Raw genomic sequence first — 21,243 nt, forward strand, 5'->3', positions numbered from 1 at the left:
GGGGCGGCGTGACCAACGAGAATTATTGTAGAATGCGAGGACCCAAGGCATGACCGAAACGGTCAAGATAAAATCCCCCGTCGACGGTTCGATCTATGCCGAACGGCCTCTGGCGACGGACCAGGCGATCGGTGCCGCGGTCGAGCGCGCCAAGGCGGCGCAGGAGAAGTGGGCGCAGACGCCGGTCGTCGAGCGCGGCAAGTACATGCTTGCCATGCTGGAAGCGCTGGTCGCCATGACAGACGAGATCGTGCCGGAGATCGCCTGGCAGATGGGTCGGCCGGTGCGTTATGGCGGCGAGTTCGGCGGCGTCAGAGAGCGCGTCTCCTACATGGTCGAGATCGCCGAGGCGGCACTGAAGCCGGTCATGGCCTCTAATCCGAAGGACGGCTTTCGCCGCTATGTGAAAAAAGTGCCACTCGGCGTGGTCATGGTGATCGCGCCGTGGAACTATCCCTATCTCACCGCCGTCAACACCATCGTGCCGGCGCTGATGGCGGGCAGCGCCGTCATCCTCAAGCACGCGGCACAGACATTGTTGGTCGGCGAACGTTTTCAGCAGGCGTTCGACAGAGCCGGCCTGCCCAAGGGCCTGTTCCAGAACCTCGTCCTGAACCATGCGCAGACCGAAAGGCTGCTCGGCTCCGGCAAGATCGACCATGTCAACTTTACCGGCTCGGTCGCCGGCGGCCGCGCCATCGAAAAGGCGGCGGCGGGCACCTTCATGACGCTCGGCCTCGAGCTTGGCGGCAAGGATCCGGCCTATGTGCTGCCGGATGCCAAGATGGACCATGCCGTTGCCAATCTGGTCGACGGCGCCTTCTTCAATTCCGGCCAGTGCTGCTGCGGCATCGAGCGCGTCTATGTCCACGAGAAGGTCTACGACGAATTCGTCGAAGGCTTCATCGCCGAGACCAGGAACTACGTCATCGGCAATCCACTCGACCAGGCGACCACCATGGGGCCGATGGCGCAGGCGCGCTTCGCCGACCTGATCCGTGAGCAGAAGGCCGAGGCGCTGCGCAAGGGCGCCAAGGCGCACATCAATATGAAGGTGGCCAACGACAGGCAAGGTTCGCCCTATCTGGCGCCGGAAGTGCTGACCCAGGTCGACCACCAGATGAGCGTCATGCGCGAGGAAAGCTTTGGCCCGATCGTCGGCATCATGAAGGTGCGCAACGATGAGGAGGCGATCGCGCTGATGAACGACAGCCCCTATGGGCTGACCGCCTCGATCTGGACGCGCGACACGGACCATGCAGCGGCGATCGGCGATCGCGTCGAGACCGGCACCGTGTTCATGAACCGCTGCGACTATCTCGATCCGGCGCTGGTCTGGACCGGCGTCAAGGACACCGGCAAGGGCGCGGCACTGTCGGCCATCGGCTACGACAATCTGACCAGGCCGAAATCATACCATCTACGCGAAGCGATCTAAGGTGGCGATCGACAAGCATACGATCGCTGTTGAGGGGGAGTAATGGCGGATACGCAACAATCGGCCCTGCCAGATCGTGAAGGTCCCGAGGGTATCGGCGGATGGCTTGTCCTGCCGATGCTCGGGTTGATGCTCACGCCGATACTGGGGCTGATGCAAATGTTTGGTGTCGACTATCTCGGCTTCGACTGGCAGGCCTTCAGTTTTTCTCAAGGTGCGCTGCTCGTTGCCGAACTGGTGACAGCAGGCGTTCTAAGCTTTACAGCCCCGGCCCTGTTGTTGTTCTTCATGTTCAAGCGCTGGGAGATATTCCCCGGCTGGTACATGATTTGGGCAGTCGCGATGCCGGTATATGCCATCCTCGACCCATGGGCCGCGCATCTGGTTTTTCCCGAGACCTTTCCAACCTTGGCTGATGCGTTCGACAGGGAAACGATGCGCGGAATTTACCGCTCCGTCTGGGCCGCAGCCATCTGGATTCCGTACATGATGCGCTCAGACCGTGTGGCCAATACCTTTGCGAATTAACGACATCCGAGAGCATGAAAGCAGTCAAGAAGGTCGAAATGACAAAACTCGTTTCCAAATGGAATTACCCGACGACCGTCCGCTTCGGCGCCGGGCGCATCAAGGAGCTGCCGGAGGTGCTGGCGGCGACCGGCATCAAGCGGCCGCTGTTCGTCACCGATCCAGGACTGGCCAAGCTGCCGGTGGTGGCCTCGACGCTGAAGATCCTCGACGACGCCAAGGTGCCGTATGGCGTGTTTTCGGAGGTCAAGCCGAACCCGGTGGATTCCAACCTGACCGCCGGCATTGCCGTGTTCAAGAAGGGCAAGCATGACGGCGTCATCGCCTTTGGTGGCGGCTCGGCGCTCGACCTCGGCAAGCTGATCGCCTTCCAGGCCGGGCAGACACGTCCGGTCTGGGATTTCGAGGATGTCGGCGACTGGTGGACGCGCGCCGATGCCGATGCGATCGCGCCGATCATCGCGGTGCCGACCACGGCCGGCACCGGCTCGGAGGTCGGCCGCGCCGGCGTCATCACCAATGAAGCGACCCATACCAAGAAGGTCATCTTCCATCCGAAACTTTTGCCGGCGATCGTCATTGCCGATCCGGAACTGTCGGTCGGCATGCCCGGCTTCATCACCGCCGGCACCGGCATGGATGCGCTTGCCCATTGCCTCGAAGCCTATTGCGCGCCGGGCTATCACCCGATGGCCGACGGCATTGCCGTGGAAGGCATCAGGCTGGTCTTCGAAAACCTGCCGAAAGCCTATGCCAACGGCAAGGATCTGGTCGCCCGGGCCAACATGATGAGTGCCGCCGCGATGGGGGCCGCCGCCTTCCAGAAAGGGCTTGGCGCGATTCATTCGCTGTCGCATCCGATCGGCGCGCTCTACGACACCCACCACGGCATGACCAACGCCGTGTTCATGCCCTATGTGCTGGCCTTCAACCGCGAGGCGATCGAGCCGCGCATCGCCCGGCTCGCCGCCTATTGCGGCATCAAGGGCGGCTTCGACGGCTTTGCCAAGGCGATCATCAAGCTGCGCAAGGAGCTCAAGGTGCCGCACGCGCTGCCCGACCTGATCAAGGGGCTCGACATGGACAAGAAGCGCAAGGGCCTGATCGCCGACATGGCGGTGGTCGACCCGACCGCCGGCGGCAACCCGGTCAAGCTGACCAAGAAGGCGGCGCTGACGCTGCTCGAAAATGCCATCGCCGGCGCCGTCTAAGACAACTTCAGCATTGGAAATCCACTTGGGAAAAGAGGCGAAGAAAGGGGGAAAGGATGAAAGGCAAGGCCGAAACTAGTTAGCCGGAAAAATAACGGCGCAGCGATTGCTACAGCCGGTTAAAAAGAGTTTACTTTTTCGTACTGCAGGGCGTCGCTTTCACAAAGCTTTCATCTGGCTGTCACACGAAAACGATACCGCATCGCAGGCGTCCAACGGCGTCAGTTCAACGGAGAGAACACATGTTCAAATTCACGGGAAAACTGTTTTCCCTTTCGGCCGTCGCCCTGATGGCGACCTCTGCCATCTCGTCGGCCCAGTCCATGGATGAACTGGTCGCCGCAGCCAAGGCTGAAGGCCAGCTCACGGTCATCGCGCTGCCGCATGACTGGTGCGGCTACGGCGCGGTCATCGACGGCTTCAAGGCGAAATATCCGGAACTCACCATCAACGAACTCAACCCCGATGCCGGCTCCGGTGACGAGGTCGAGGCGATCAAGGCCAACAAGGACAACAAGGGCCCGCAGGCGCCCGACGTCATCGACGTCGGCCTGTCGTTCGGCCCCACCGCAAAGAAGGATGGCCTGATCCAGGCTTACAAAGTATCAACCTGGGACTCGATCCCGGACAGCGCCAAAGATGCCGATGGCTTCTGGACCGGCGACTATTACGGCGTGCTTTCGTTCCTGGTGAACAAGGACCTAGTCAAGGAAGCGCCGGCCGACTGGGCCGACCTGCTGAAGCCGGAATTCGCCAATACCGTTGCGCTCGCCGGTGACCCGCGCGCTTCGAACCAGGCCATCCAGGCCGTCTATGCCGCCGGCCTTTCCGGCGGTGCGGCTGCCGGCGAAGCCGCCGGCACGGCTGGTCTCGACTTCTTCAAGAAGCTCAACGCCGCCGGCAATTTCGTGCCGGTCATCGGCAAGCCCGCGACGCTTGCCCAAGGCCAGACGCCAATCCTGGTGACCTGGGATTATAACGCGCTTGCCGGCCGCGATACGCTGAAGGGCAATCCGCCGGTCGACGTCGTCGTGCCGAAGACCGGTGTCGTCGCCGGCGTCTATGTTCAGGCGATTAGTGCCTACGCGCCGCACCCGAATGCTGCCAAGCTATGGCTGGAATATCTCTATTCGGACGAAGGCCAGATCGGCTGGCTGAAGGGCTATTGTCACCCGATCCGCTTCAACGACCTCGCCAAGAATGGCAAGCTCCCGGCTGACGTGATGGCCAAGCTGCCGCCGGCCGAGTCCTATGCAGCCGCGGTGTTCCCGACGCTCGACGAGCAGGGCAAGGCCAAGGAAGCCATCACCAAGAACTGGGATGCCGTCGTCGGCGCCAACGTCAAGTAAGACTTGAGATCAGCCGGGCGGCTTAGATCGCCGCCCGGCATACCTCCAGGACGGTAGCCGGCGCATGACCGATATCTCGTTGTCCGATCACGCTGTTGCCGGGAAGACCGCGCCTCCTGCCGACGCCCGCAGCATGAGGCTGCCGACGCAATGGCTTGGCGTTGCGCCTTTCTTCATCTTCGCCATCATGTTCCTGATCCTGCCCACGCTCTATCTGATGCTGGGCGCATTCCGGAACGATGCCGGCGAATTCACTTTCGAAAACATAGCGGCCTTGGCGCAGCCGTCGATCGTTGCCGCCTACTGGATCTCAATCAAGGTCAGCCTCGCCTCGTCGCTGATCGGTGCTTTCGCGGGGCTTGCCATTGCCATCGCCATCGTGCGCGGCGGGCTGCCGGACTGGATACGCTCGGCGACGCTGACCTTCTCCGGCGTGGCCTCCAATTTTGCCGGCGTGCCGCTGGCCTTCGCCTTTCTCGCGACGCTCGGCCGGCTCGGGCTCGCCACGGTGCTGCTCAACGTCTTGGTCGGCTTCAACATTTATGCCCATGGTTTCAACATCCTGTCGTTCTGGGGCCTGACGCTGACCTATGTCTATTTCCAGATCCCGCTGATGGTGGTGATCATCGTGCCGGCGATCGATGGGCTGAAGAAGGAATGGGGCGAAGCGGCGGCAACGCTTGGCGCGACCCAGGCGCAGTTCTGGCGCTTGGTCGTCATTCCGGTGATCTGGCCAAGCTTCCTCGGCACCGTCATCCTCTTGTTCGCCAACGCCTTCGGTGCCATCGCCACCGCTTACGCTCTGACCGGCTCCGCGCTTAATATCGTTCCTATCCTGCTCTACGCGCAGATCCGCGGTGACGTGCTGCACAATGCCCATCTCGGCTACGCCATCGCCTTCGGCATGATCGTCATCACCGGGCTGGCCAATGTCTTCTACATCTGGTTCCGGACGCGCTCTGAGAGGTGGCTCAAATGAAGTCCGGCAGATTCTGGGCCTGGATCGTCTTCGCGCTGGGCGCTGCCTATTTCTTCATTCCGCTCATCGCGACCGTGGAATTCTCCATGCGCATGCGGCGCGGCGCCTATTCCTTCGATGCCTATCAGGTCGTGCTCGGCGATCCCCGCTTCCAGGCGACCTTCATCTATTCGGTGGTCGCCGCCATCTTCACCATCGTCCTTGGCGTGCTGGTGGTGGTGCCGGCGGCGTACTGGATTCGTCTGCGGCTGCCGCAGCTAAGGCCCGTCGTCGAGTTCATCACGCTGTTGCCGCTGGTCATCCCGGCCATCGTCATCGTCTTCGGCTACATCAGAATGTACGGGTCGAATTCACCGCTGCCGTTCCTGGCCAGCGACACAGGAGCCAATGCCTTGCTGGTCATCGGTTATGCGACACTGGCGCTGCCCTATATGTATCGCGCCGTCGACACCGGGCTTCGCACCATCGACGTGCGGACACTGACCGAGGCGGCGCAGATCCTCGGCGCCGGCTGGGGCACGATCATCACCCGGGTCATCCTGCCCAACGTGCTGATCGCGGTGCTGTCGGGCGCCTTCCTGACCTTCGCCATCGTCATCGGTGAATTTACCATGGCCAGCCTGCTCAACCGGCCTGCCTTCGGACCCTATCTGCAGAACGTCGGCGCCAACCGCGCCTACGAGCCGGCGGCGCTTGCCATCATCGCCTTCGCCATCACCTGGGGCTGCATGTCGCTGATCCAGATCCTGTCGCGTTTCGCGCCGCGATCGGCGAACCGTCCGAACTGACCCGAAGGAAAAAGCCATGACCGAGCCCTTCCTCTCAATCCAGCATGTGCGAAAATCCTTCGGCCCCATCACCGTGGTGCAGGATTTCAACCTCGACGTCGAGCCAGGCGAATTCGTCTCCTTCCTCGGGCCATCGGGCTGCGGCAAGACGACGGTGCTGCGCATGGTCGCCGGTTTCGAGGAGCCGTCCGCCGGCAAGATCGTCGTGGCCGGCAAGGACATCACCCGGCTGAAGCCCAATCAGCGCAATGTCGGCATGGTGTTCCAGGCCTATGCGCTGTTTCCGAACCTCACCGTGGCGCAGAATATCGGCTTCGGGCTGAAGGTCGCCGGTATGCCGAAAGCCGATGCCGACAGGCGCGTGGCCGAAATGCTCGACATCATCAAGCTGCCGCAGATGGGCGACCGCTATCCCTATCAGCTTTCCGGCGGCCAGCAGCAGCGCATCGCGCTGGCGCGGGCGATTGCGCCCAAGCCGAAGCTGTTGTTGCTCGACGAGCCGCTGTCGGCGCTCGACGCCAAGGTGCGCGTGTCGCTACGCGAGGAAATCCGCTCGATCCAGAAGAAGCTCGGCATCACCACCATCTTCGTCACCCACGACCAGGAAGAGGCGCTGTCGATCTCCGACCGCATTGCTGTCATGTATGGCGGCAAGGCCGAGCAAGTCGGCACGCCGTTCGAGATCTACAACCGGCCGGCAACCAAATTCGTCGCCAATTTCGTCGGCACGCTGAACGTGCTCGAAGGCACGGTCACCGACGCGGCTTCGGGCAAGGTTCGCGTCAACTCGCAAGAGGTCTCGCTCAAGGGCAAGCTCAACGGCTCGAAGTCCGGCGACACGCTGTCGCTGGCGTTGCGGCCCGAGGCGATCTCGCTCGGCCGCCACCCCGGTCGCGATTCCAGCCTTTCGGGCGAAATCGCCGAGGTGCATTTCCTCGGCTCGGTCATCCGGGTGCGCGTCGGCATCGGCGGCAGCACGGTCTCGCTCGACACGTTCAACAGTCCGGCCACACCGCCACCCGCTGTCGGCGAAAAGGCCGAGATTTCGTTCTCGTCGGGCGACATGCTGGTGCTGCATTAGGGAATAGTGAATAGTGAATAGTGAATAGTAAGAGGGCACTTTACGCGCCGAAATTTCTCTGCAAGCAACCATTCACCATTCACCATTCACCATTCACCATTCACCATTCACCATTCACCAGCAGCCAAAGCCGTGGCCGTTTTTGCAGTGCCAATCGCCCGGCTTCACCGCTACGATAGGACATGGCGCTTTTTGAACTCACCCTTGTCCTGCTTCTCATCGCGGTCGCCCTGACCGCGCTGTCGCGGCGTCTGCAGATTCCCTATCCGTCATTGCTGGCGCTGGCCGGCGCCGGTATCGCCTTCCTGCCGTTTGCACCGACCATCGAGATCGACCCGGAACTGGCACTCGCTCTGTTCATCGCGCCGGTTCTGCTCGACGCGGCCTACGACACGTCGCTGCGCGATCTCAACCGCTACAAGGTTTCGCTCATCCTGCTGGCGCTTGGCGCCGTCATCTTCACCACCGTGACGGTCGCGCTGGTCGGCTGGACGATGGCAGGCCTGCCCATTGCCGCCGCCATAGCGCTTGGCGCGATCGTAGCGCCGCCCGATGCCGTGGCAGCCGCGGCCGTACTCGGACAATTCAAGGTGCCGCACCGCATCACCGCCATCCTGGAAGGCGAGAGCCTTCTCAACGACGCCACGGCGCTGTTGATCTACAGGATGTCGGTTTCCGCAGCCGCCGGCTCCATCCTGTTGAGCAGTGCCGTTCCAATGATCCTGCTGTCGACGGTCGGCAGCCTTGCCGCAGGCTATGTGCTCGGCCGGTTGTCTCTCGCGATACTCGGCCGCATCGACGATCCGGCGAGCGGCACAGTGGTTCAATTCGCGTCAACCTTCGGTGTCTGGATCCTGGCCGACAGGATAGGGCTTTCCGCCATCATCACGATCGTCGTCTATGCCATGACGATCGCACGTACGTCGCCGCGCCGCATGCCGGCAAGGAATCGTGTCAGCTCCTACTCGGTCTGGGAGACGGCGGTGTTCGTGCTCAACGTCCTGGCCTTCGTCCTGATGGGCCTGCAAGCGCGATCGATCGTCGGCCGACTTGCCGAACAAGGGCAAAGCGAGGCGTTCGTCTTTGCCCTGGCCGTGCTGGCCGTCGTCATCGTATCGCGGCTTGTCTGGGTGCTGGGCTGCGGCGCGATCCTCAGACAGCTGGCACGTCTGGGCGACGAGGACAGGCGGAAGGACGCACCGACATTCCGCGGCGGCGTGCTCATCGGCTGGTGCGGCATGCGCGGCCTGGTGACGCTTGCGGCAGCCTTCGCCTTGCCGGCCGACTTTCCGGGCCGTGATCCGATCGTGCTCGCCGCTTTCACGGTCGTGCTCGGCACATTGGTGCTGCAAGGCGTCAGCCTGAAACCGTTGCTGCTTCTGCTCAATCTCGACCTCGACCGGACGGTCGACCGGGAGGTGGCGCAGGCGCGCGTCGCCATCATGCAGGCGGCGCTCGACGTGCTCAGCGGCAAGACATCGAGCGCGGCAGGGGCGGTGCGAGAGCAATATGCCGCCCAGCGCGCCATCGCCGAAAACCCGGAGAATGCCCAGGCGGCGACCGAGTATGACAGACTGCGTCTTTATGCCATCAAGAGCCAGCGCGATGCGCTGGAGCGCTTGCGCATCGACGGAACGATCGGCGACGAGGCCTACCACCGCCTCGAGGAAGAGATCGACTGGTCGGAACTGGCAGCATCCCCGCCCGGTCGGTTCCAGCCGCTGACCACTTAGCATCTGGCCCAAGCTGCCTCTGTCCGGCTGCACATTGCAACCAATCCAGCGAACGGCTACTGCCAGCAAGAAATTGAGCCGGATAAGCAATGAAGCTGGTCAGCTATAACATCCAGTACGGCTTCGGCAGCGATGGCCGCTACGACCTGGCGCGCTGTGCCAATGTCGTGGCCGGTGCCGACATTATCGCCTTGCAGGAAGTGGAGCGGCACTGGCGGCGCAGCAACGAGGACGACCAGCCGGAACTTCTTTCGCAATTGCTGCCCGACTACCATTGGGTCTACGGTCCGGCCTTCGACATGGATGCCAGCGAGCGGCGTGACGGCCGCGTCGCCAACCGGCGGCGGCAATTCGGCACCATGGTTCTGTCGAAGCTGCCGATCGTCTGGTCGCGGCTGCATACGCTGCCGCTCAGGCGCACGCTGCGTCCGCTCAACACCCGCAACGCGGCACTCGAATGCATGATCCGCACCCCTGCCGGCCCGGTGCGGGTGCTGTCGCTGCATCTCGCGCATATCGCCGCCGAGGAGCGGCTGGAGCAGATCGAATACCTGCTCGCCGAGCATCGCCGTACGCCCTCCGAGGGCGGGCCATGGAGCGGCGCCGACGACGAGCCGGCGCGCAACTGGAGCAATGGCGAACAGGAGCCGGAAAACCCCGTGGCGGCGATCTGGATGGGCGACTTCAACATGGAGCCGGGCAGCGCCGAGTACCGGCGCATCGTCGGCAGCACGCCCTATCATCGCGGTGCCGCCTATCTCGACGGTTTTGTCGATGCCGCCGCCGTCGCCAGCGAACCGACGTCGGACTTTCATACCCATGTGAAGACCATCGACGGCAGGATCGCAAGGCGCCGGCTTGACCATTGCTTCGTCGGCGGCATGTTTGCGGGGCGCGTGCGCTCGGTCAGCGCCGATATCGGCCAAATCGCCTCCGACCATTTTCCGCTCTGGGTGGATATCGACCTGGAGACGCCGATCGCCATCGGAACGGGCGGCGGATGAACCGACGATGAGCCTGTTTGTCTTTTTCGCGGTGCTCGCCGCCGCTTCCGTGCATGCGATCTGGAACGCGCTGGTCAAGGTCCATCTCGACCGTTTCCTGTCGATCACGCTGATGACGCTCGGCATGGGTGCCGCGGCGCTGGTGACGTTGCCCTTTGTCGAGGTGCCGAAGCCGGAAGTGTGGCCGTACATCCTCGCCTCGGTTGTCTTCCACATGGGCTACAGGACGTTCCTGATCGGCGCCTACAAGGCCGGCGATTTCGCCCAGACCTATCCTCTGGCGCGCGGCACCGCGCCGTTGCTGGCCGCTTTGGGGGGCATTGTGGTGGTTGCCGAGATGCCGGCGCCGCTCGCCATCGTCGGCATCCTCTTGTTGTCGGCGGGCACGCTGGTGCTGTCGTTTCGCGGCGGCGCGCATCTGGAGAAATTGAACCTGCGCGCCGTCGGCTTCGCGCTGGGCACATCGATCTTCATCGCCAGCTACACGCTGTCGGACGGCAGCGGCGCGCGGCTGGCCGCCACCGCGTCGAGTTATGCGGCCTGGCTGTTCGTCTGCGATGCGCTGTGGGCGCTGGTGCTGTGCGTCGTCTTTCGCGGCCCACAGGCGCTGCCGGTGCTGGCGCGCGACTGGAAGGCGGGAATCTATACAGGCGTGCTCAGCGGCGGCGCCTACTGGATCGTCATGTGGGCGATGACCAAGGCGCCGATCGCCTCGGTGGCGTCGCTGCGAGAAACATCGATCCTGTTCGCCATGATGATCTCGGTGTTCGCACTCGGCGAGAAGATGACGGCATGGCGAGGTGCCGCGGTGCTTAGCATCGTCGCCGGCGTTGTTGCGCTGAGAATGGGATAGTCACACGATCTCCAGGTCGAACACCATCAGCCCGTCGATGCCGCCTTCGAGCGCCGCGACCAGTCTTGCGCCGGCTCGCTGATGCGCTTCATGCTCGAGATAGCCATCGCGTGCCGCAGCGTCGCGAAAGTCGATGGTGAAGCCGTGTGTGAAGCCGCGAGCGAAGGGTTCCGGGCTGGTATTGGCGCTGAATTCGACCTTGCCCATGCCGTCGATCACCGACCGCAACGCTTCGAGATCGGCATGGATTGCCGCGCGCTCGGCGTTGGCGACATCGTCGCGGAATCTGACGAAGACACAGTGCCTGATCATTCCTTGTCCTTCATGCCGCTCGGTTGGTGGAAAACACTGCCGGCGGCAGCGGCTCGCGGCCAAGGATCAGATCGGCGCCCTTTTCGCCGACCATGATCGTCGGCGCATTGGTGTTGGAGGAGGGGATGCGCGGCATCACCGAGGCGTCGCAGACGCGCAGGCCCTCGATACCGCGCAGCCTGAGATCGGGCGTCACCACGCTCATCGCATCGTGGCCCATGCGGCAGGTGCCGACCGGGTGGTGGTCGGTCTTGGAACTGCGGCAGGCGTAGTCGAACAACTCGTCGCCGCTCTGCAGGTCAGGTCCCGGCAGTACCTCGCGCAGCACATAGGGCTGCAGCGCCTTCTGCCGCATGATCTCGCGCGCCAGCCTCAGCCCCTTGATCGACATGTCGCGGTCATAGGGATCGGACCAATAGTTCGGATCGATCAGCGGGCGGTCGGCCGGGTCGGCACTGTTCAGCCGCACCGTGCCGCGCGAGCGCGGGCGCAGGAAGGCCGAGTTCAATGTCACGCCCGGATTGTTCAACTTCTCGACGCCGGCCTCGATGCCGGAGCCGAGGCCGAGATGCAGCTGGATGTCGGGAGAGGCGGCGGTCGGATCGGCGTACCAGAAGCCGCCAGTCTCAAACAGGCTGGAAGCCACCGGGCCTTTCTTCAGGAGCAGATACTGCAGGCCGGCCCAAGCCGTCCAGTGCAGCTTGGCGTAGTTGTCGTAGGTGTGATCGCCGGTGCATTCGGCGATGACGAACAGGTCGAGATGATCCTGCAGGTTGGAGCCGACGCCGCGCAGATCGTGCACCGGTGTGACGCCGACCGCCTTCAGATGGTCGGCCGGGCCGATGCCCGACTGCATCAGAAGCTTCGGCGAGCCGATGGCGCCGGACGAGACGATCACCTCGCGCTCGGCGCGCAGGATCGTTGGCTGGCCGCCCGGCCTGTCGACGATCTCGACGCCGATGGCGCGGCCCTTGTCGACGACGATGCGCGTCACCAGAACGCCGGTCCTGACGGTGAGATTCTTGCGCTCGCGGATCGGCCGGAGATAGGCGACCGAGGCGGAGGAGCGCTTCGCGTCCTTCTGCGTCAGCTGATAGTAACCGACGCCCTCCTGGGCTACCCCGTTGAAGTCGGGATTGAAGGGCATGCCCATCTCTTGTCCCGCGCGAAAATAGGCCTCGCAGATCGGCAGCGGCGCGATCGGGTTCGACACGCCGAGCGGGCCCTGGTCGCCGTGAAAATCGTTGGCATAGCGTTGGTTGTTCTCGGCGCGCTTGAAATAGGGCAGCACGTCACGATAGCCCCAGCCGGCAAGGCCTTCTTCCTTCTCCCAGGCATCGTAGTCGCGGGCGTTGCCGCGCGTGTAGATCTGGGCGTTGATCGACGAGCCGCCGCCTATCACCTTGGCCTGCGTGTATCGGAAGACGCGGTCGTTCATGTGCTTTTGCGGCACCGTCGACCAGCCCCAGGCGGCGATGCCCTTGGTCATCTTGGCAAAACCGGCCGGCATATGGATCAGCGGATGCCAGTCCTTGCCGCCGGCTTCGAGCAGCAGCACCTGATGCGACGGATCTTCGCTCAGCCGGTTGGCGAGTACGCAGCCGGCCGGGCCGGCGCCAACGATTATGTAGTCGGTCATGGGATGTAGCCAGTCATGGGATGTAGTCCGTCATGGCGTCACCTGTTCATAGCCTCGGCACCGACAGCGCGCCGTCGACATTGATGACCGAGCCGGTCGAAAAGCCGAGCTTGCCGCCGGCGAGCGCCGCCACGGCGGCACCGATATCTTCGCTCTCGCCCCAGCGCATCGCCGGCACCAACCCGCCGTCGATCAGCCCGTCATATTTGGCGGTGACACTTGCGGTCATGTCGGTGCGGATGATGCCCGGCCGCACTTCGAACACCGCGATGTTTTCAGTGGCAAGCCGCAGTGCCAGGTTTTTCACCCACATCGAAAGCCCGGCCTTGGAAATGCAGTACTCGGAACGTTCCGGCGAGGCCATGGCGGCGCTGACCGAGGTGATGGTGATGATCGATCTCGCACCATCGCTCGGCAGGCCGAGCATCGCTTTGGCAACGGCCTGGCCGAGGAATACGGTGCCGCGCAGATTGATGCCGAGCACCCGGTCGAAATTTTCCGGCTTGAGCTCGAGCAGGTCGCCGCGCAGGACGGCGCCGATGCCGGCATTGTTGACCAGGCAATCGATGCGGCCGAAGGCATTCAATGCAGCATCGACAAGTGCCGCATGGCCGCCGAGATCGGCGATGTCGCTGCTGGCATAGGCGAATTTCGCGCCGCGCCCGGTGATGTCGGCGGCGAGCCCGTCGGCGGCTTCGTCGGCAAGGTCGGCGACGAGGATGTCGAAGCCGGAATCTGCGAGCGCTTCGGCGCAGGCAAGGCCGATGCCGCGCGCGCCGCCGGTGACGATCGCTGCCGGGCGGCTCATGTTGCAAGCTCCGTCTTGCGGATATGATCGGCGACGCGCAGCGCCTGTGCGGCGATCGACAGAGCCGGATTGACGGCGGCCGAATTCGGCAGGAAGCCGGCATCGACGACGAACAAATTGCTGTGGTCGAAGGAGCGGCAGAACGGGTCGAGCGGCGAGGTCGCCGGATCGTTGCCCATCTTCACCGTGCCGCACTGATGCGAGGGCGTGCGCTTGTCGAACGGCCGCGACAGGACGATCGGATAGCCGCAGGCGCGGAAATTCTCGCGCATCACCTTGGTCAGTCCGTCGAGCGACTGCATGTTGGAGCGCCGCCACTGCATGACGATGTCCTTGCCGTCGACCATGATGCGGCTCTCGGGATCGGGCAGGTCTTCGCACATCAGATACCAGTCGACGGCGTGGCCGGCCATGAAATCGAGCGCGAATTTGGGCGCGCGCCTGACATTGGCCTTGAGGATGTTGCCGTCGATCTTGCCGAGGAGCTGGACGTTGCCGAGCGGCTTGCCGCCCTTGCCGTCGGACAGATAATAATCGTTCAGCATCAGCGTCTTCTGGTAGACGGATTTGTTCCGGCGGCGTGGATCGATCGCCAGCATGGCGCTCGAATTGTGGTTCATGAAGTTGCGGCCGACCTGGTCGGAGCGGTTGGCCAGGCCTTTGCCACCGCCTTTGCCCTCAGGGGTGGGCGAGCGCAGCAGGATGGCGGCGGAATTGACCGCGCCGGCCGATAGGATGACCAGTTTCGGCGCGACTTTCTTCAGCGTACCGTTCTGTCGATAATGGACGGCGGCGATTGTCCTCGCATCCGGCGATGCCTCGAGATGTTCGACATGGGCGCCGGTCTCGAGCTTGATGTTCTGGTCGGCAAGTGCGGCGGCCAGCGGTCCCGTTTGGGCGTCGACCTTGCCGGCGCCTGTGTTGGGAAACGCGTCCCACGGCGTGCTGCCGTCCTTCAGCCAGGCTTCGATGTCGACGCCGAGCGGCAGCGATGCCGGGTGCAGGCCTAGGCTCCTGAGCTCGGCGCGCGCTCGCGCGATCGGCGGCTCGTCGGGCACCGGCCCGAAAGGGTAGGGCATCGAGTGGAACGGCTCGGTCGGGTCTTCGCCGAGTGCACCGCGCACGCGGAAAAGCTGCTCGGCCCTGGAATACCAGGGTTCGAATTCCTCATAGGAAAACGGCCAGGCCGGCGAGATGCCGCCATAGTGCTCCATCTCCGAAAAGTCTTGCCCGCGGTAGCGGATCAGCACGGCGCCGTAGAATTTCGAATTGCCGCCGACATAGTAGTAATTGCCGGGATTGAACGCAGCACCTCCGGCCTCGAGCCACATCTCCTTAGGCCGATAATGGCCGTCGACGAAGATTGCGCGGGTGTCGCGTGTGTGCGGCGTTAGCGGCAGTGGTTCGCCGCGCTCCAGCATCAGGATCGAGGCGCCACTGCCGGCAAGGCCGGAGGCGATCGTGGCGCCGCCTATGCCGGAGCCGATGATGACGATGTCGGGATTTGTCATGGCCGTCAGACGATGCGTTTCTCGGTCGCCGGATCGAAGAACACCGCCTTGGTCAGGTTGAAGGCGAGCGGCGTGACCGTGCCGGGCTGGATGTTGGCGTCGGCGCGCAGCCGCGCGACCACCGCCTTGCCGCCGAGATTGGTGACCGCGAAAGTATCCGAGCCGGCCGGCTCGATGACCTCGATGTGACAGTCGGCGCGGGCGATGTTCGAGGCGTTGCGTTCGGCACCCTCGGGGTCGGTCAGTGCTTCCGGGCGGACGCCGAAGATGATCGGTTTGCCCTGGAATGCCGACAGGCCGACCGGCGCATTGGCCAGCGGCAGCGAAATCGGCTGGCGCGCCTCGCGCTCCATGACGACGGAGAAGCCGCTGCCGTTGCTGCCGATCGTAGCCGGGATCAGGTTCATCGCCGGCGAGCCCATGAAGTCGGCAACAAACAGGTTGGTCGGATTGTTATAGATTTCGGCCGGCGTGCCGAACTGCTGCACCTCGCCGTCGCGCATCACCGCGATCTTGGTGGCCAGCGTCATCGCCTCGATCTGGTCGTGCGTGACGTAGACGATGGTGGTGCCGGTGGTGGCGTGCAGGCGCTTGATCTCGATGCGCATGTCGACGCGCAGCTTGGCATCGAGGTTCGACAAAGGCTCGTCGAACAGGAACAGCTTGGGATCGCGCACCAGCGCCCGGCCCATGGCGACGCGCTGGCGCTGGCCGCCGGAAAGCTGGCTTGGCTTGCGCTTCAGCAAATGGCCGATCTGCAGGACCTTCGCCACCTTGTCGATCGCCTTCTGGCGCTCGCCGACCGGCACGCCGCGCATCTCCATGCCGAAGGCAATATTCCCGGCGACCGTCATGTTCGGATAGAGCGCGTAGCTCTGGAAGACCATCGCGATGTCGCGCTTGGAGGGGTGGAGATCGTTGATCGTGCGTCCGTCTACACGGATTTCGCCTTCGGTGATGGTTTCCAGGCCGGCAATGGTGTTGAGCAGCGTGGACTTGCCGCAACCGGACGGCCCGACCAGCACGAGGAAGCCGCCCTTTTCGAGATCGAGGTCGATGCCTTTCAGGATCTCGACCGATCCGAAACGCTTCTTCAACCCGTCAATTTCCAGAAAAGCCATCCGATTATCCTTTGACGGCGCCGGCCATCAGGCCGCGCACGAAATAGCGGCCGGCGAGCACATAGACGAGGAGCGTCGGCAGCGCGGCGATCATCGCCGCCGCCATGTTGACGTTGTATTCGACGACGCCGGTCGAGGTGTTGACGACGTTGTTCAGCGCCACCGTCATCGGCATGACGTCGCCTGAGCCGGCATAGGCGGAGGCGAAGAGGAAATCGTTCCAGATGTTGGTGAACTGGTAGATGACCGTCACCACGATGATCGGCAGCGAGTTGGGCAGCATGATGCGCCGGAAGATCTGGAAGAAGCTGGCGCCGTCGATCTGCGCCGCCTTCACCAATTCGTTCGGAAACGCCTCGTAATAATTGCGGAAGAACAGGGTGGTGAAGCCGATGCCGTAGACGACGTGGACGAATACCAGGTTCACCGTCGGATTGCCGAAGCCGAAGGTGAGGCCGGTCGCGTTCTGCAGCTTGACGCCGAACCGGCCGAGGCTGCCGAGGATCGTTGCCATGGGCAAGAGGACGGACTGGAACGGGATAAAGCAGGCAAACAGCATCAGCCCGAATACCAGCGTCGCCCCGCGAAAGCGCCACTTCGTCAGCACATAGCCGTTGAGTGCGCCGAGCAGGGTCGAGATGACGACGGCCGGAACCACCATCTTGATCGAATTCCAGAAATAACCCTTCATGCCGACGCAGGTGAGACCCGAGCAAACTTCGCTCCATGCCCTTATCCAGGGTGCGAAGGTCGGCGCCTGCGGCAGCGCCAGCATGTTGCCGTTCTGGATTTCGTCCATGGTCTTGAACGAGGTCACCAGCATGACGAACAGCGGCATCAGGTAGAACAGCGCGAACAGCGCCAGCAGCCCGTAAATGACGATACGGTTGACCGTCCTGGCGCTGATACCGCCAGTGCTCTGGCGAGCAGGAGTGGCTATAGCGCTCATCGCGGCTTCTCCCGAAGCTCGGAATAGAGATAGGGAACGATGATCGCGGTGATGGTCATCAGCATGATCACGGCGCTGGCCGAGCCGACGGCCATCTCGTTGCGCTTGAAGGTGTACTCATACATGAAATTGGACGGCAGCCAGGCCGAACCGCCCGGCCCGCCGCTGGTCAGCGCGACGACCAGATCGTAGGACTTGATGGCGAGATGCGCGAGCACGATCAAGGCCGAGAGAAAGATCGGCCGCAGCAGCGGGATAACGATGCGGCGGTAGAGCTGGAAGGTGGTGGCGCCGTCGATCTGCGCCGCCTTCAGGATCTCGCCGTCAATGCCGCGCAGGCCGGCCAGGAACATCGCCATGATGAAGCCCGACGCCTGCCAGACGCCGGCGATGACCACCGTGTAGATGACAAAATCTTTGTTCTTGATCCAGTCGAAATGGAAGCTCGTCCAGCCCCATTGGTGCAGCGTCTGCTCGAGGCCGAGGCCGGGGTCGAGAAACCATTTCCAGGCAACGCCGGTGACGATGAACGACAGTGCCATCGGGTAGAGATAGATCGGCCGCAGCACACCTTCGCCGCGGATCTTCTGGTCGAGCAGGATCGCCAGGAACAGGCCGAGCACCAGACAGATGGAAATGTAGAGGAAGCCGAAAATCCCCATATTGGTGATCGACGTGTACCAGCTGGACGGCGGGTCGCTTTCGAAGGTCCAGCGCCAGAGCCGCTGATAGGCGCGTGGCCCGGTGATCGCATAGGACGGGAAGGTCTTGGAATTGGTGAAGGACAGATAGATCGTCCACAGGATGAAGCCGTAGACGAAGACGACGGTGGCGGCAAAGCTTGGCGCCAGCACGAGCTTCGGCAGCGCGTCCTGAAGGCGCGAGCGCACCGAGGCGCCCGGACGGGCACCGTGCTCCGGCGTCAGCGTGATACTGGTTTCAGCAACTGTGCTCATCTGTCCATTCCGTATCGCGGGTCCGGAATTCTGTCGTCGCGGCCTCTGCGGCACGAAAGCGTGCCGGTCGGCGCAACCGCAAACCCCACCGCAGAGGACTCTCCCCGGCTTGCGCCGGGGAGATCATTCACATCGGCGGGCGCTTACTTGGCGTCTTCGATCGCGCTGACCAGTTGGGTCACGGCCTCGTCCGAGGTCTTGATCTGGCCGTGGACGAATTTCGAGACGACATCCTTGTAGGCGTTGGCAACCGCCGGAGGCGCGCCATAGCCCTGCGCCAGAGAGCCGAACAGCGTGCCGCCTTCATTGGCGGCCTTCAGGTCAGCCATGCCCTTCTTGCCGCAAGCGTCGAAATCGGTATCCGGCACGTCGGTGCGGGCCGGAACAGAGCCCTTCACGACGTTGAAGGCCGACTGGAAGCTCTTCGACAGCGTGGCGGTGGCCAGGGCGATCTGGGCGGCCTTGCGGTCCTCCGGAACGTTGAACATGCCGAACATGTCGGAGTTGTAGACGACGCTGCCGTCGGTGCCGGGGAAGCGGTAGCACAGGAAGTCGGTGCCCGGGACCTTCTTGGCGGCGTTGAATTCGCCCTTGGCCCAGTCACCCATCACCTGCACCAGCGCATCGCCCTTGATGACCATGGCGGTGGCGAGGTTCCAGTCCCGGCCCGAGAAGTTCGGGTCGACATAGGTGACGAGCTTGGCGAGATTGTCGAACGACTTCTTCATCGTGTCGGACTTCAGCGACTCCTCGTCGAGGTCGTTGAAGGCCTTCTTGTAGAACTCAGGCCCGCCCGTCGACAGCACGACCGAGTCGAACATGGTCGCTTCCTGCCAGTTCTGGCCGCCCAGCGCGAGCGGGACGACGCCCGCCGCCTTGGCCTTGTCGAGCAACGCGATGAAGTCGTCGAAGGTCTTGGGCTCGGTGCCGCCGATCTTGTCCATCACCGCCTTGTTGATCCACAGCCAGTTGACCGAGTGGACGTTGACCGGAGCCGCGACCCACTTGCCGTCATAGACGGAGAATTTCTGCAGGGCCGCGGGAACGGACTTGTCCCAGCCTTCCTTTATCGCCGTCTCGGTCAGATCGCCCATGACGCCGGCTGCGGCATAGTCGAGCACGGTGTAGCCAAGCATTTGCGAGGCGGTCGGGTAGTTGCCGGCCGCCACCATCGCCTTCAGCGCGGTCATGGCGGCGTCGCCGCCGCCGCCGGCCACCGGCACGTCCTTCCAGGCAAAGCCTTCCTTGGCCAGATCCTGCTTGAGCACGTTCAGAGCGGCAGCTTCACCGCCCGACGTCCACCAATGCAGCATCTGGACTTCCTTGACGTCCTCGGCATGGGCCGCGAACGCAACGCCTGATGCGAGAGCCGTCCCGATAAGCAGTTTGCGCAACATGTACTTCCTCCCTTGTTGAACCTACACGACCGGCGGATGCCCGCCGGGTTCTTCCCAACTCAGCCGACCCACCATCCGGTGCGCTGGCCGCGATGAAACTGGATTGTCTTTTCCTCGGTATAATCCTCGACGGCGCGCTTGCCGAGTTCGCGTCCGAGACCGGACTGCTTGTAGCCGCCGAAAGGCAGTTCGGGGTAACCCTCCATGAACGTGTTCACCCAAACGGTTCCCGAACGCACATTCCGCGCCACCGACATGCAGGTATCGATGCTGGCGCTCCACACGCCCGCCGACAGACCATAGGGCGTGTTGTTGGCGATGTGCAACGCCCTTTCAATCGACTCAAAAGTCAGCACCGAGAGCACCGGCCCGAACACTTCCTCGCGCGCAATGGCCATGTCTTCGGTGACGTCGCCAACGATGGTCGGATCAAGATACTGGCCGGCGCTCGAAGCAAGCTGCTTGCCGCCGCAATAGATCCGGCTGCCGCCGCTCTCCGCTGCCGTCACGTAGCCGGTAACCTTGGCCACATGGTCGGTGGAGATCATCGCGCCGACCTTGGTGCGGTCGTCGAGCGGGTCACCGACAGTCACCTTGGCGGTGAGTGCTTTGACGGCGCCGAGGAACTCGCCGGCGATCGCCTCATGGACGATCAGCCGGCTGCCGGCATTGCAGCATTCGCCGGCATTGAAGAAGCCGCCGAAAACCGCCGCGTCGGCGGCGGCCTCGAGGTCGGCGTCGGGAAAGACGATCTGGCCGTTCTTGCCGCCGAGCTCCATCGCGACTTTTTTCAGCGAGTTGGCGGCAGACGCCATGGTCATCTTGCCGACGCGGGTGGAGCCGGTGAACGACACCATCTCGACCAGCGGATGGCTGACCATCGGTGCGCCGACATCGGCGCCCAGCCCGGCAAGGATGTTGACGACGCCATCCGGCAGGCCGGCCTGCATCAGGATCTCGCCGAGTACGAAAGTCGAGGCCGAGGTCATCTCGCTCGGCTTGACCACTGCCGTGCAGCCGGCGGCGAGCGCGAAGGGCAGCTTCTGGCTGACGATCAGGAAGGGAAAATTCCACGGCGTGATGATCGAGACGACGCCGATCGGTTCGCGCAGCACGACGCCGAGCATGGCGTCGCCGAGATTGGCGTAGCTTTCGCCGTGAAGCGTCCGCGCAAGTGCCGCGGCATAGCGCCAGATGTCGACGGCGCCGCCGATCTCGCCGCGCGCCTGGGCAATCGGCTTGCCGGATTCCAGTGCGTCGAGCCGGGCAATCTCGTCCAGCCGCGCCTCGATCAGGTCAGCCGTCCTGAGCAGGATCGCGGCGCGCTCGGCGGCCTTCATGCGCGGCCACGGGCCGGTCTCGAAGGCCTTGTGCGCGGCCTGTACCGCCGCCTCCACGTCCGCCGCGCCGGCCTGTGCATAGCGCGAGACGGTGAAGCCGTGGCCGGGGCTGCTGCGCTCCAGTGTGCGGCCGTCCTGGGCGTCGATGAACTTGCCGCCGATCAGCAGCCGGTAGCTTTTCGGCGCTGCGGCTGCCTCGGCGGGCATGGCGATGTTGAGAGGTGCGTTCATGTGAGTTTCAGGTTC

19 protein-coding genes are annotated in these 21,243 nt (G+C 63.5%); 10 read left to right on the forward strand and 9 right to left on the reverse strand.

The window, feature by feature from the left end:
• The first annotated feature begins 49 nt into the window (after nucleotides 1-49).
• The 10 genes from NKH23_RS05725 to NKH23_RS05770 all read left to right on the forward strand — a co-directional run bounded on the left by NKH23_RS05725 (nucleotide 50) and on the right by NKH23_RS05770 (nucleotide 10,964).
• Nucleotides 50-1,438, forward strand: a complete 1,389-nt coding sequence (locus tag NKH23_RS05725) for an aldehyde dehydrogenase family protein (RefSeq protein ID WP_352910713.1) — start codon at nucleotides 50-52, stop codon at nucleotides 1,436-1,438.
• A 42-nt stretch (nucleotides 1,439-1,480) separates the two neighbouring features.
• The gene (locus NKH23_RS05730; RefSeq protein WP_353034335.1) at nucleotides 1,481-1,966 is read left to right on the forward strand and encodes a DUF2569 domain-containing protein; all 486 of its coding nucleotides are present in this window, start codon (nucleotides 1,481-1,483) and stop codon (nucleotides 1,964-1,966) included.
• A gap of 38 nt (nucleotides 1,967-2,004) precedes the next feature.
• A complete protein-coding gene (locus NKH23_RS05735; RefSeq protein WP_352713600.1) occupies nucleotides 2,005-3,177 on the forward strand; it encodes an iron-containing alcohol dehydrogenase in 1,173 nt (390 codons plus the stop codon).
• A 242-nt stretch (nucleotides 3,178-3,419) separates the two neighbouring features.
• Nucleotides 3,420-4,526 (forward strand): ABC transporter substrate-binding protein, encoded by a 1,107-nt coding sequence (locus NKH23_RS05740; protein WP_352713598.1) that lies wholly within the window; start codon nucleotides 3,420-3,422, stop codon nucleotides 4,524-4,526.
• A gap of 64 nt (nucleotides 4,527-4,590) precedes the next feature.
• Nucleotides 4,591-5,505 (forward strand): ABC transporter permease, encoded by a 915-nt coding sequence (locus NKH23_RS05745; RefSeq protein WP_352910716.1) that lies wholly within the window; start codon nucleotides 4,591-4,593, stop codon nucleotides 5,503-5,505.
• Nucleotides 5,502-6,293 (forward strand): ABC transporter permease, encoded by a 792-nt coding sequence (locus NKH23_RS05750; RefSeq protein WP_352568166.1) that lies wholly within the window; start codon nucleotides 5,502-5,504, stop codon nucleotides 6,291-6,293. The genes NKH23_RS05745 and NKH23_RS05750 overlap by 4 nt, the downstream gene beginning before the upstream one ends.
• 16 nt (nucleotides 6,294-6,309) lie before the next feature.
• Nucleotides 6,310-7,374 carry an ABC transporter ATP-binding protein gene (locus NKH23_RS05755; protein ID WP_023675358.1) on the forward strand — a complete coding sequence of 355 codons (1,065 nt, stop codon included), beginning with the start codon at nucleotides 6,310-6,312 and terminating at the stop codon, nucleotides 7,372-7,374.
• A 182-nt stretch (nucleotides 7,375-7,556) separates the two neighbouring features.
• Nucleotides 7,557-9,107 (forward strand): cation:proton antiporter, encoded by a 1,551-nt coding sequence (locus NKH23_RS05760; RefSeq protein WP_352713595.1) that lies wholly within the window; start codon nucleotides 7,557-7,559, stop codon nucleotides 9,105-9,107.
• 89 nt (nucleotides 9,108-9,196) lie between these two features.
• Nucleotides 9,197-10,111 carry an endonuclease/exonuclease/phosphatase family protein gene (locus tag NKH23_RS05765; protein WP_353034338.1) on the forward strand — a complete coding sequence of 305 codons (915 nt, stop codon included), beginning with the start codon at nucleotides 9,197-9,199 and terminating at the stop codon, nucleotides 10,109-10,111.
• Nucleotides 10,112-10,118: 7 nt separating this feature from the next.
• Entirely contained in the window at nucleotides 10,119-10,964 is an 846-nt protein-coding gene (locus NKH23_RS05770; protein WP_353034340.1) for an EamA family transporter, read from the forward strand.
• Here NKH23_RS05770 and NKH23_RS05775 read toward each other — a convergent pair whose 3' ends face one another.
• From NKH23_RS05775 to NKH23_RS05815, 9 genes are all read right to left on the reverse strand, one after another.
• Nucleotides 10,965-11,276 carry a Dabb family protein gene (locus NKH23_RS05775; protein ID WP_352910721.1) on the reverse strand — a complete coding sequence of 104 codons (312 nt, stop codon included), beginning with the start codon at nucleotides 11,274-11,276 and terminating at the stop codon, nucleotides 10,965-10,967.
• Between the two features lie 10 nt (nucleotides 11,277-11,286).
• Nucleotides 11,287-12,915 (reverse strand): GMC family oxidoreductase, encoded by a 1,629-nt coding sequence (locus NKH23_RS05780; protein ID WP_352713590.1) that lies wholly within the window; start codon nucleotides 12,913-12,915, stop codon nucleotides 11,287-11,289.
• Nucleotides 12,916-12,961: 46 nt separating this feature from the next.
• Nucleotides 12,962-13,723, reverse strand: a complete 762-nt coding sequence (locus NKH23_RS05785; RefSeq protein ID WP_353034342.1) for a 3-ketoacyl-ACP reductase — start codon at nucleotides 13,721-13,723, stop codon at nucleotides 12,962-12,964.
• Complete coding sequence (locus NKH23_RS05790; protein ID WP_352910724.1) at nucleotides 13,720-15,234, reverse strand: GMC oxidoreductase; 1,515 nt, start codon at nucleotides 15,232-15,234, stop codon at nucleotides 13,720-13,722. Before NKH23_RS05790 ends, NKH23_RS05785 begins: the two co-directional genes overlap by 4 nt.
• A gap of 5 nt (nucleotides 15,235-15,239) precedes the next feature.
• Nucleotides 15,240-16,355, reverse strand: a complete 1,116-nt coding sequence (locus NKH23_RS05795) for an ABC transporter ATP-binding protein (protein WP_352713581.1) — start codon at nucleotides 16,353-16,355, stop codon at nucleotides 15,240-15,242.
• A gap of 4 nt (nucleotides 16,356-16,359) precedes the next feature.
• Nucleotides 16,360-17,304: a carbohydrate ABC transporter permease gene (locus NKH23_RS05800; RefSeq protein ID WP_352713578.1), complete on the reverse strand. Its 945-nt coding sequence runs from the start codon at nucleotides 17,302-17,304 to the stop codon at nucleotides 16,360-16,362.
• Nucleotides 17,301-18,260, reverse strand: a complete 960-nt coding sequence (locus NKH23_RS05805) for a carbohydrate ABC transporter permease (RefSeq protein ID WP_353034344.1) — start codon at nucleotides 18,258-18,260, stop codon at nucleotides 17,301-17,303. The genes NKH23_RS05800 and NKH23_RS05805 overlap by 4 nt, the downstream gene beginning before the upstream one ends.
• Nucleotides 18,261-18,403: 143 nt before the next feature.
• Nucleotides 18,404-19,657: an ABC transporter substrate-binding protein gene (locus NKH23_RS05810; RefSeq protein ID WP_352713573.1), complete on the reverse strand. Its 1,254-nt coding sequence runs from the start codon at nucleotides 19,655-19,657 to the stop codon at nucleotides 18,404-18,406.
• Between the two features lie 59 nt (nucleotides 19,658-19,716).
• Nucleotides 19,717-21,228, reverse strand: a complete 1,512-nt coding sequence (locus tag NKH23_RS05815) for an aldehyde dehydrogenase family protein (RefSeq protein WP_352910728.1) — start codon at nucleotides 21,226-21,228, stop codon at nucleotides 19,717-19,719.
• Nucleotides 21,229-21,243 lie beyond the last annotated feature (15 nt).

Source organism: Mesorhizobium sp. M1328 (assembly GCF_040318075.1).
Taxonomy (GTDB): Bacteria; Pseudomonadota; Alphaproteobacteria; order Rhizobiales; family Rhizobiaceae; genus Mesorhizobium.

Excerpts from the sequence above, each read along its gene's own strand:
- NKH23_RS05725 (WP_352910713.1), top strand. The coding sequence starts at position 50 with ATGACCGAAACGGTCAAGATAAAATCCCCCGTCGACGGTTCGATCTAT.
- NKH23_RS05730 (WP_353034335.1), top strand. The coding sequence starts at position 1,481 with ATGGCGGATACGCAACAATCGGCCCTGCCAGATCGTGAAGGTCCCGAG.
- NKH23_RS05735 (WP_352713600.1), top strand. The coding sequence starts at position 2,005 with ATGACAAAACTCGTTTCCAAATGGAATTACCCGACGACCGTCCGCTTC.
- NKH23_RS05740 (WP_352713598.1), top strand. The coding sequence starts at position 3,420 with ATGTTCAAATTCACGGGAAAACTGTTTTCCCTTTCGGCCGTCGCCCTG.
- NKH23_RS05745 (WP_352910716.1), top strand. The coding sequence starts at position 4,591 with ATGACCGATATCTCGTTGTCCGATCACGCTGTTGCCGGGAAGACCGCG.
- NKH23_RS05750 (WP_352568166.1), top strand. The coding sequence starts at position 5,502 with ATGAAGTCCGGCAGATTCTGGGCCTGGATCGTCTTCGCGCTGGGCGCT.
- NKH23_RS05755 (WP_023675358.1), top strand. The coding sequence starts at position 6,310 with ATGACCGAGCCCTTCCTCTCAATCCAGCATGTGCGAAAATCCTTCGGC.
- NKH23_RS05760 (WP_352713595.1), top strand. The coding sequence starts at position 7,557 with ATGGCGCTTTTTGAACTCACCCTTGTCCTGCTTCTCATCGCGGTCGCC.
- NKH23_RS05765 (WP_353034338.1), top strand. The coding sequence starts at position 9,197 with ATGAAGCTGGTCAGCTATAACATCCAGTACGGCTTCGGCAGCGATGGC.
- NKH23_RS05770 (WP_353034340.1), top strand. The coding sequence starts at position 10,119 with ATGAGCCTGTTTGTCTTTTTCGCGGTGCTCGCCGCCGCTTCCGTGCAT.
- NKH23_RS05775 (WP_352910721.1), bottom strand. The coding sequence starts at position 11,276 with ATGATCAGGCACTGTGTCTTCGTCAGATTCCGCGACGATGTCGCCAAC.
- NKH23_RS05780 (WP_352713590.1), bottom strand. The coding sequence starts at position 12,915 with ATGACCGACTACATAATCGTTGGCGCCGGCCCGGCCGGCTGCGTACTC.
- NKH23_RS05785 (WP_353034342.1), bottom strand. The coding sequence starts at position 13,723 with ATGAGCCGCCCGGCAGCGATCGTCACCGGCGGCGCGCGCGGCATCGGC.
- NKH23_RS05790 (WP_352910724.1), bottom strand. The coding sequence starts at position 15,234 with ATGACAAATCCCGACATCGTCATCATCGGCTCCGGCATAGGCGGCGCC.
- NKH23_RS05795 (WP_352713581.1), bottom strand. The coding sequence starts at position 16,355 with ATGGCTTTTCTGGAAATTGACGGGTTGAAGAAGCGTTTCGGATCGGTC.
- NKH23_RS05800 (WP_352713578.1), bottom strand. The coding sequence starts at position 17,304 with ATGAGCGCTATAGCCACTCCTGCTCGCCAGAGCACTGGCGGTATCAGC.
- NKH23_RS05805 (WP_353034344.1), bottom strand. The coding sequence starts at position 18,260 with ATGAGCACAGTTGCTGAAACCAGTATCACGCTGACGCCGGAGCACGGT.
- NKH23_RS05810 (WP_352713573.1), bottom strand. The coding sequence starts at position 19,657 with ATGTTGCGCAAACTGCTTATCGGGACGGCTCTCGCATCAGGCGTTGCG.
- NKH23_RS05815 (WP_352910728.1), bottom strand. The coding sequence starts at position 21,228 with ATGAACGCACCTCTCAACATCGCCATGCCCGCCGAGGCAGCCGCAGCG.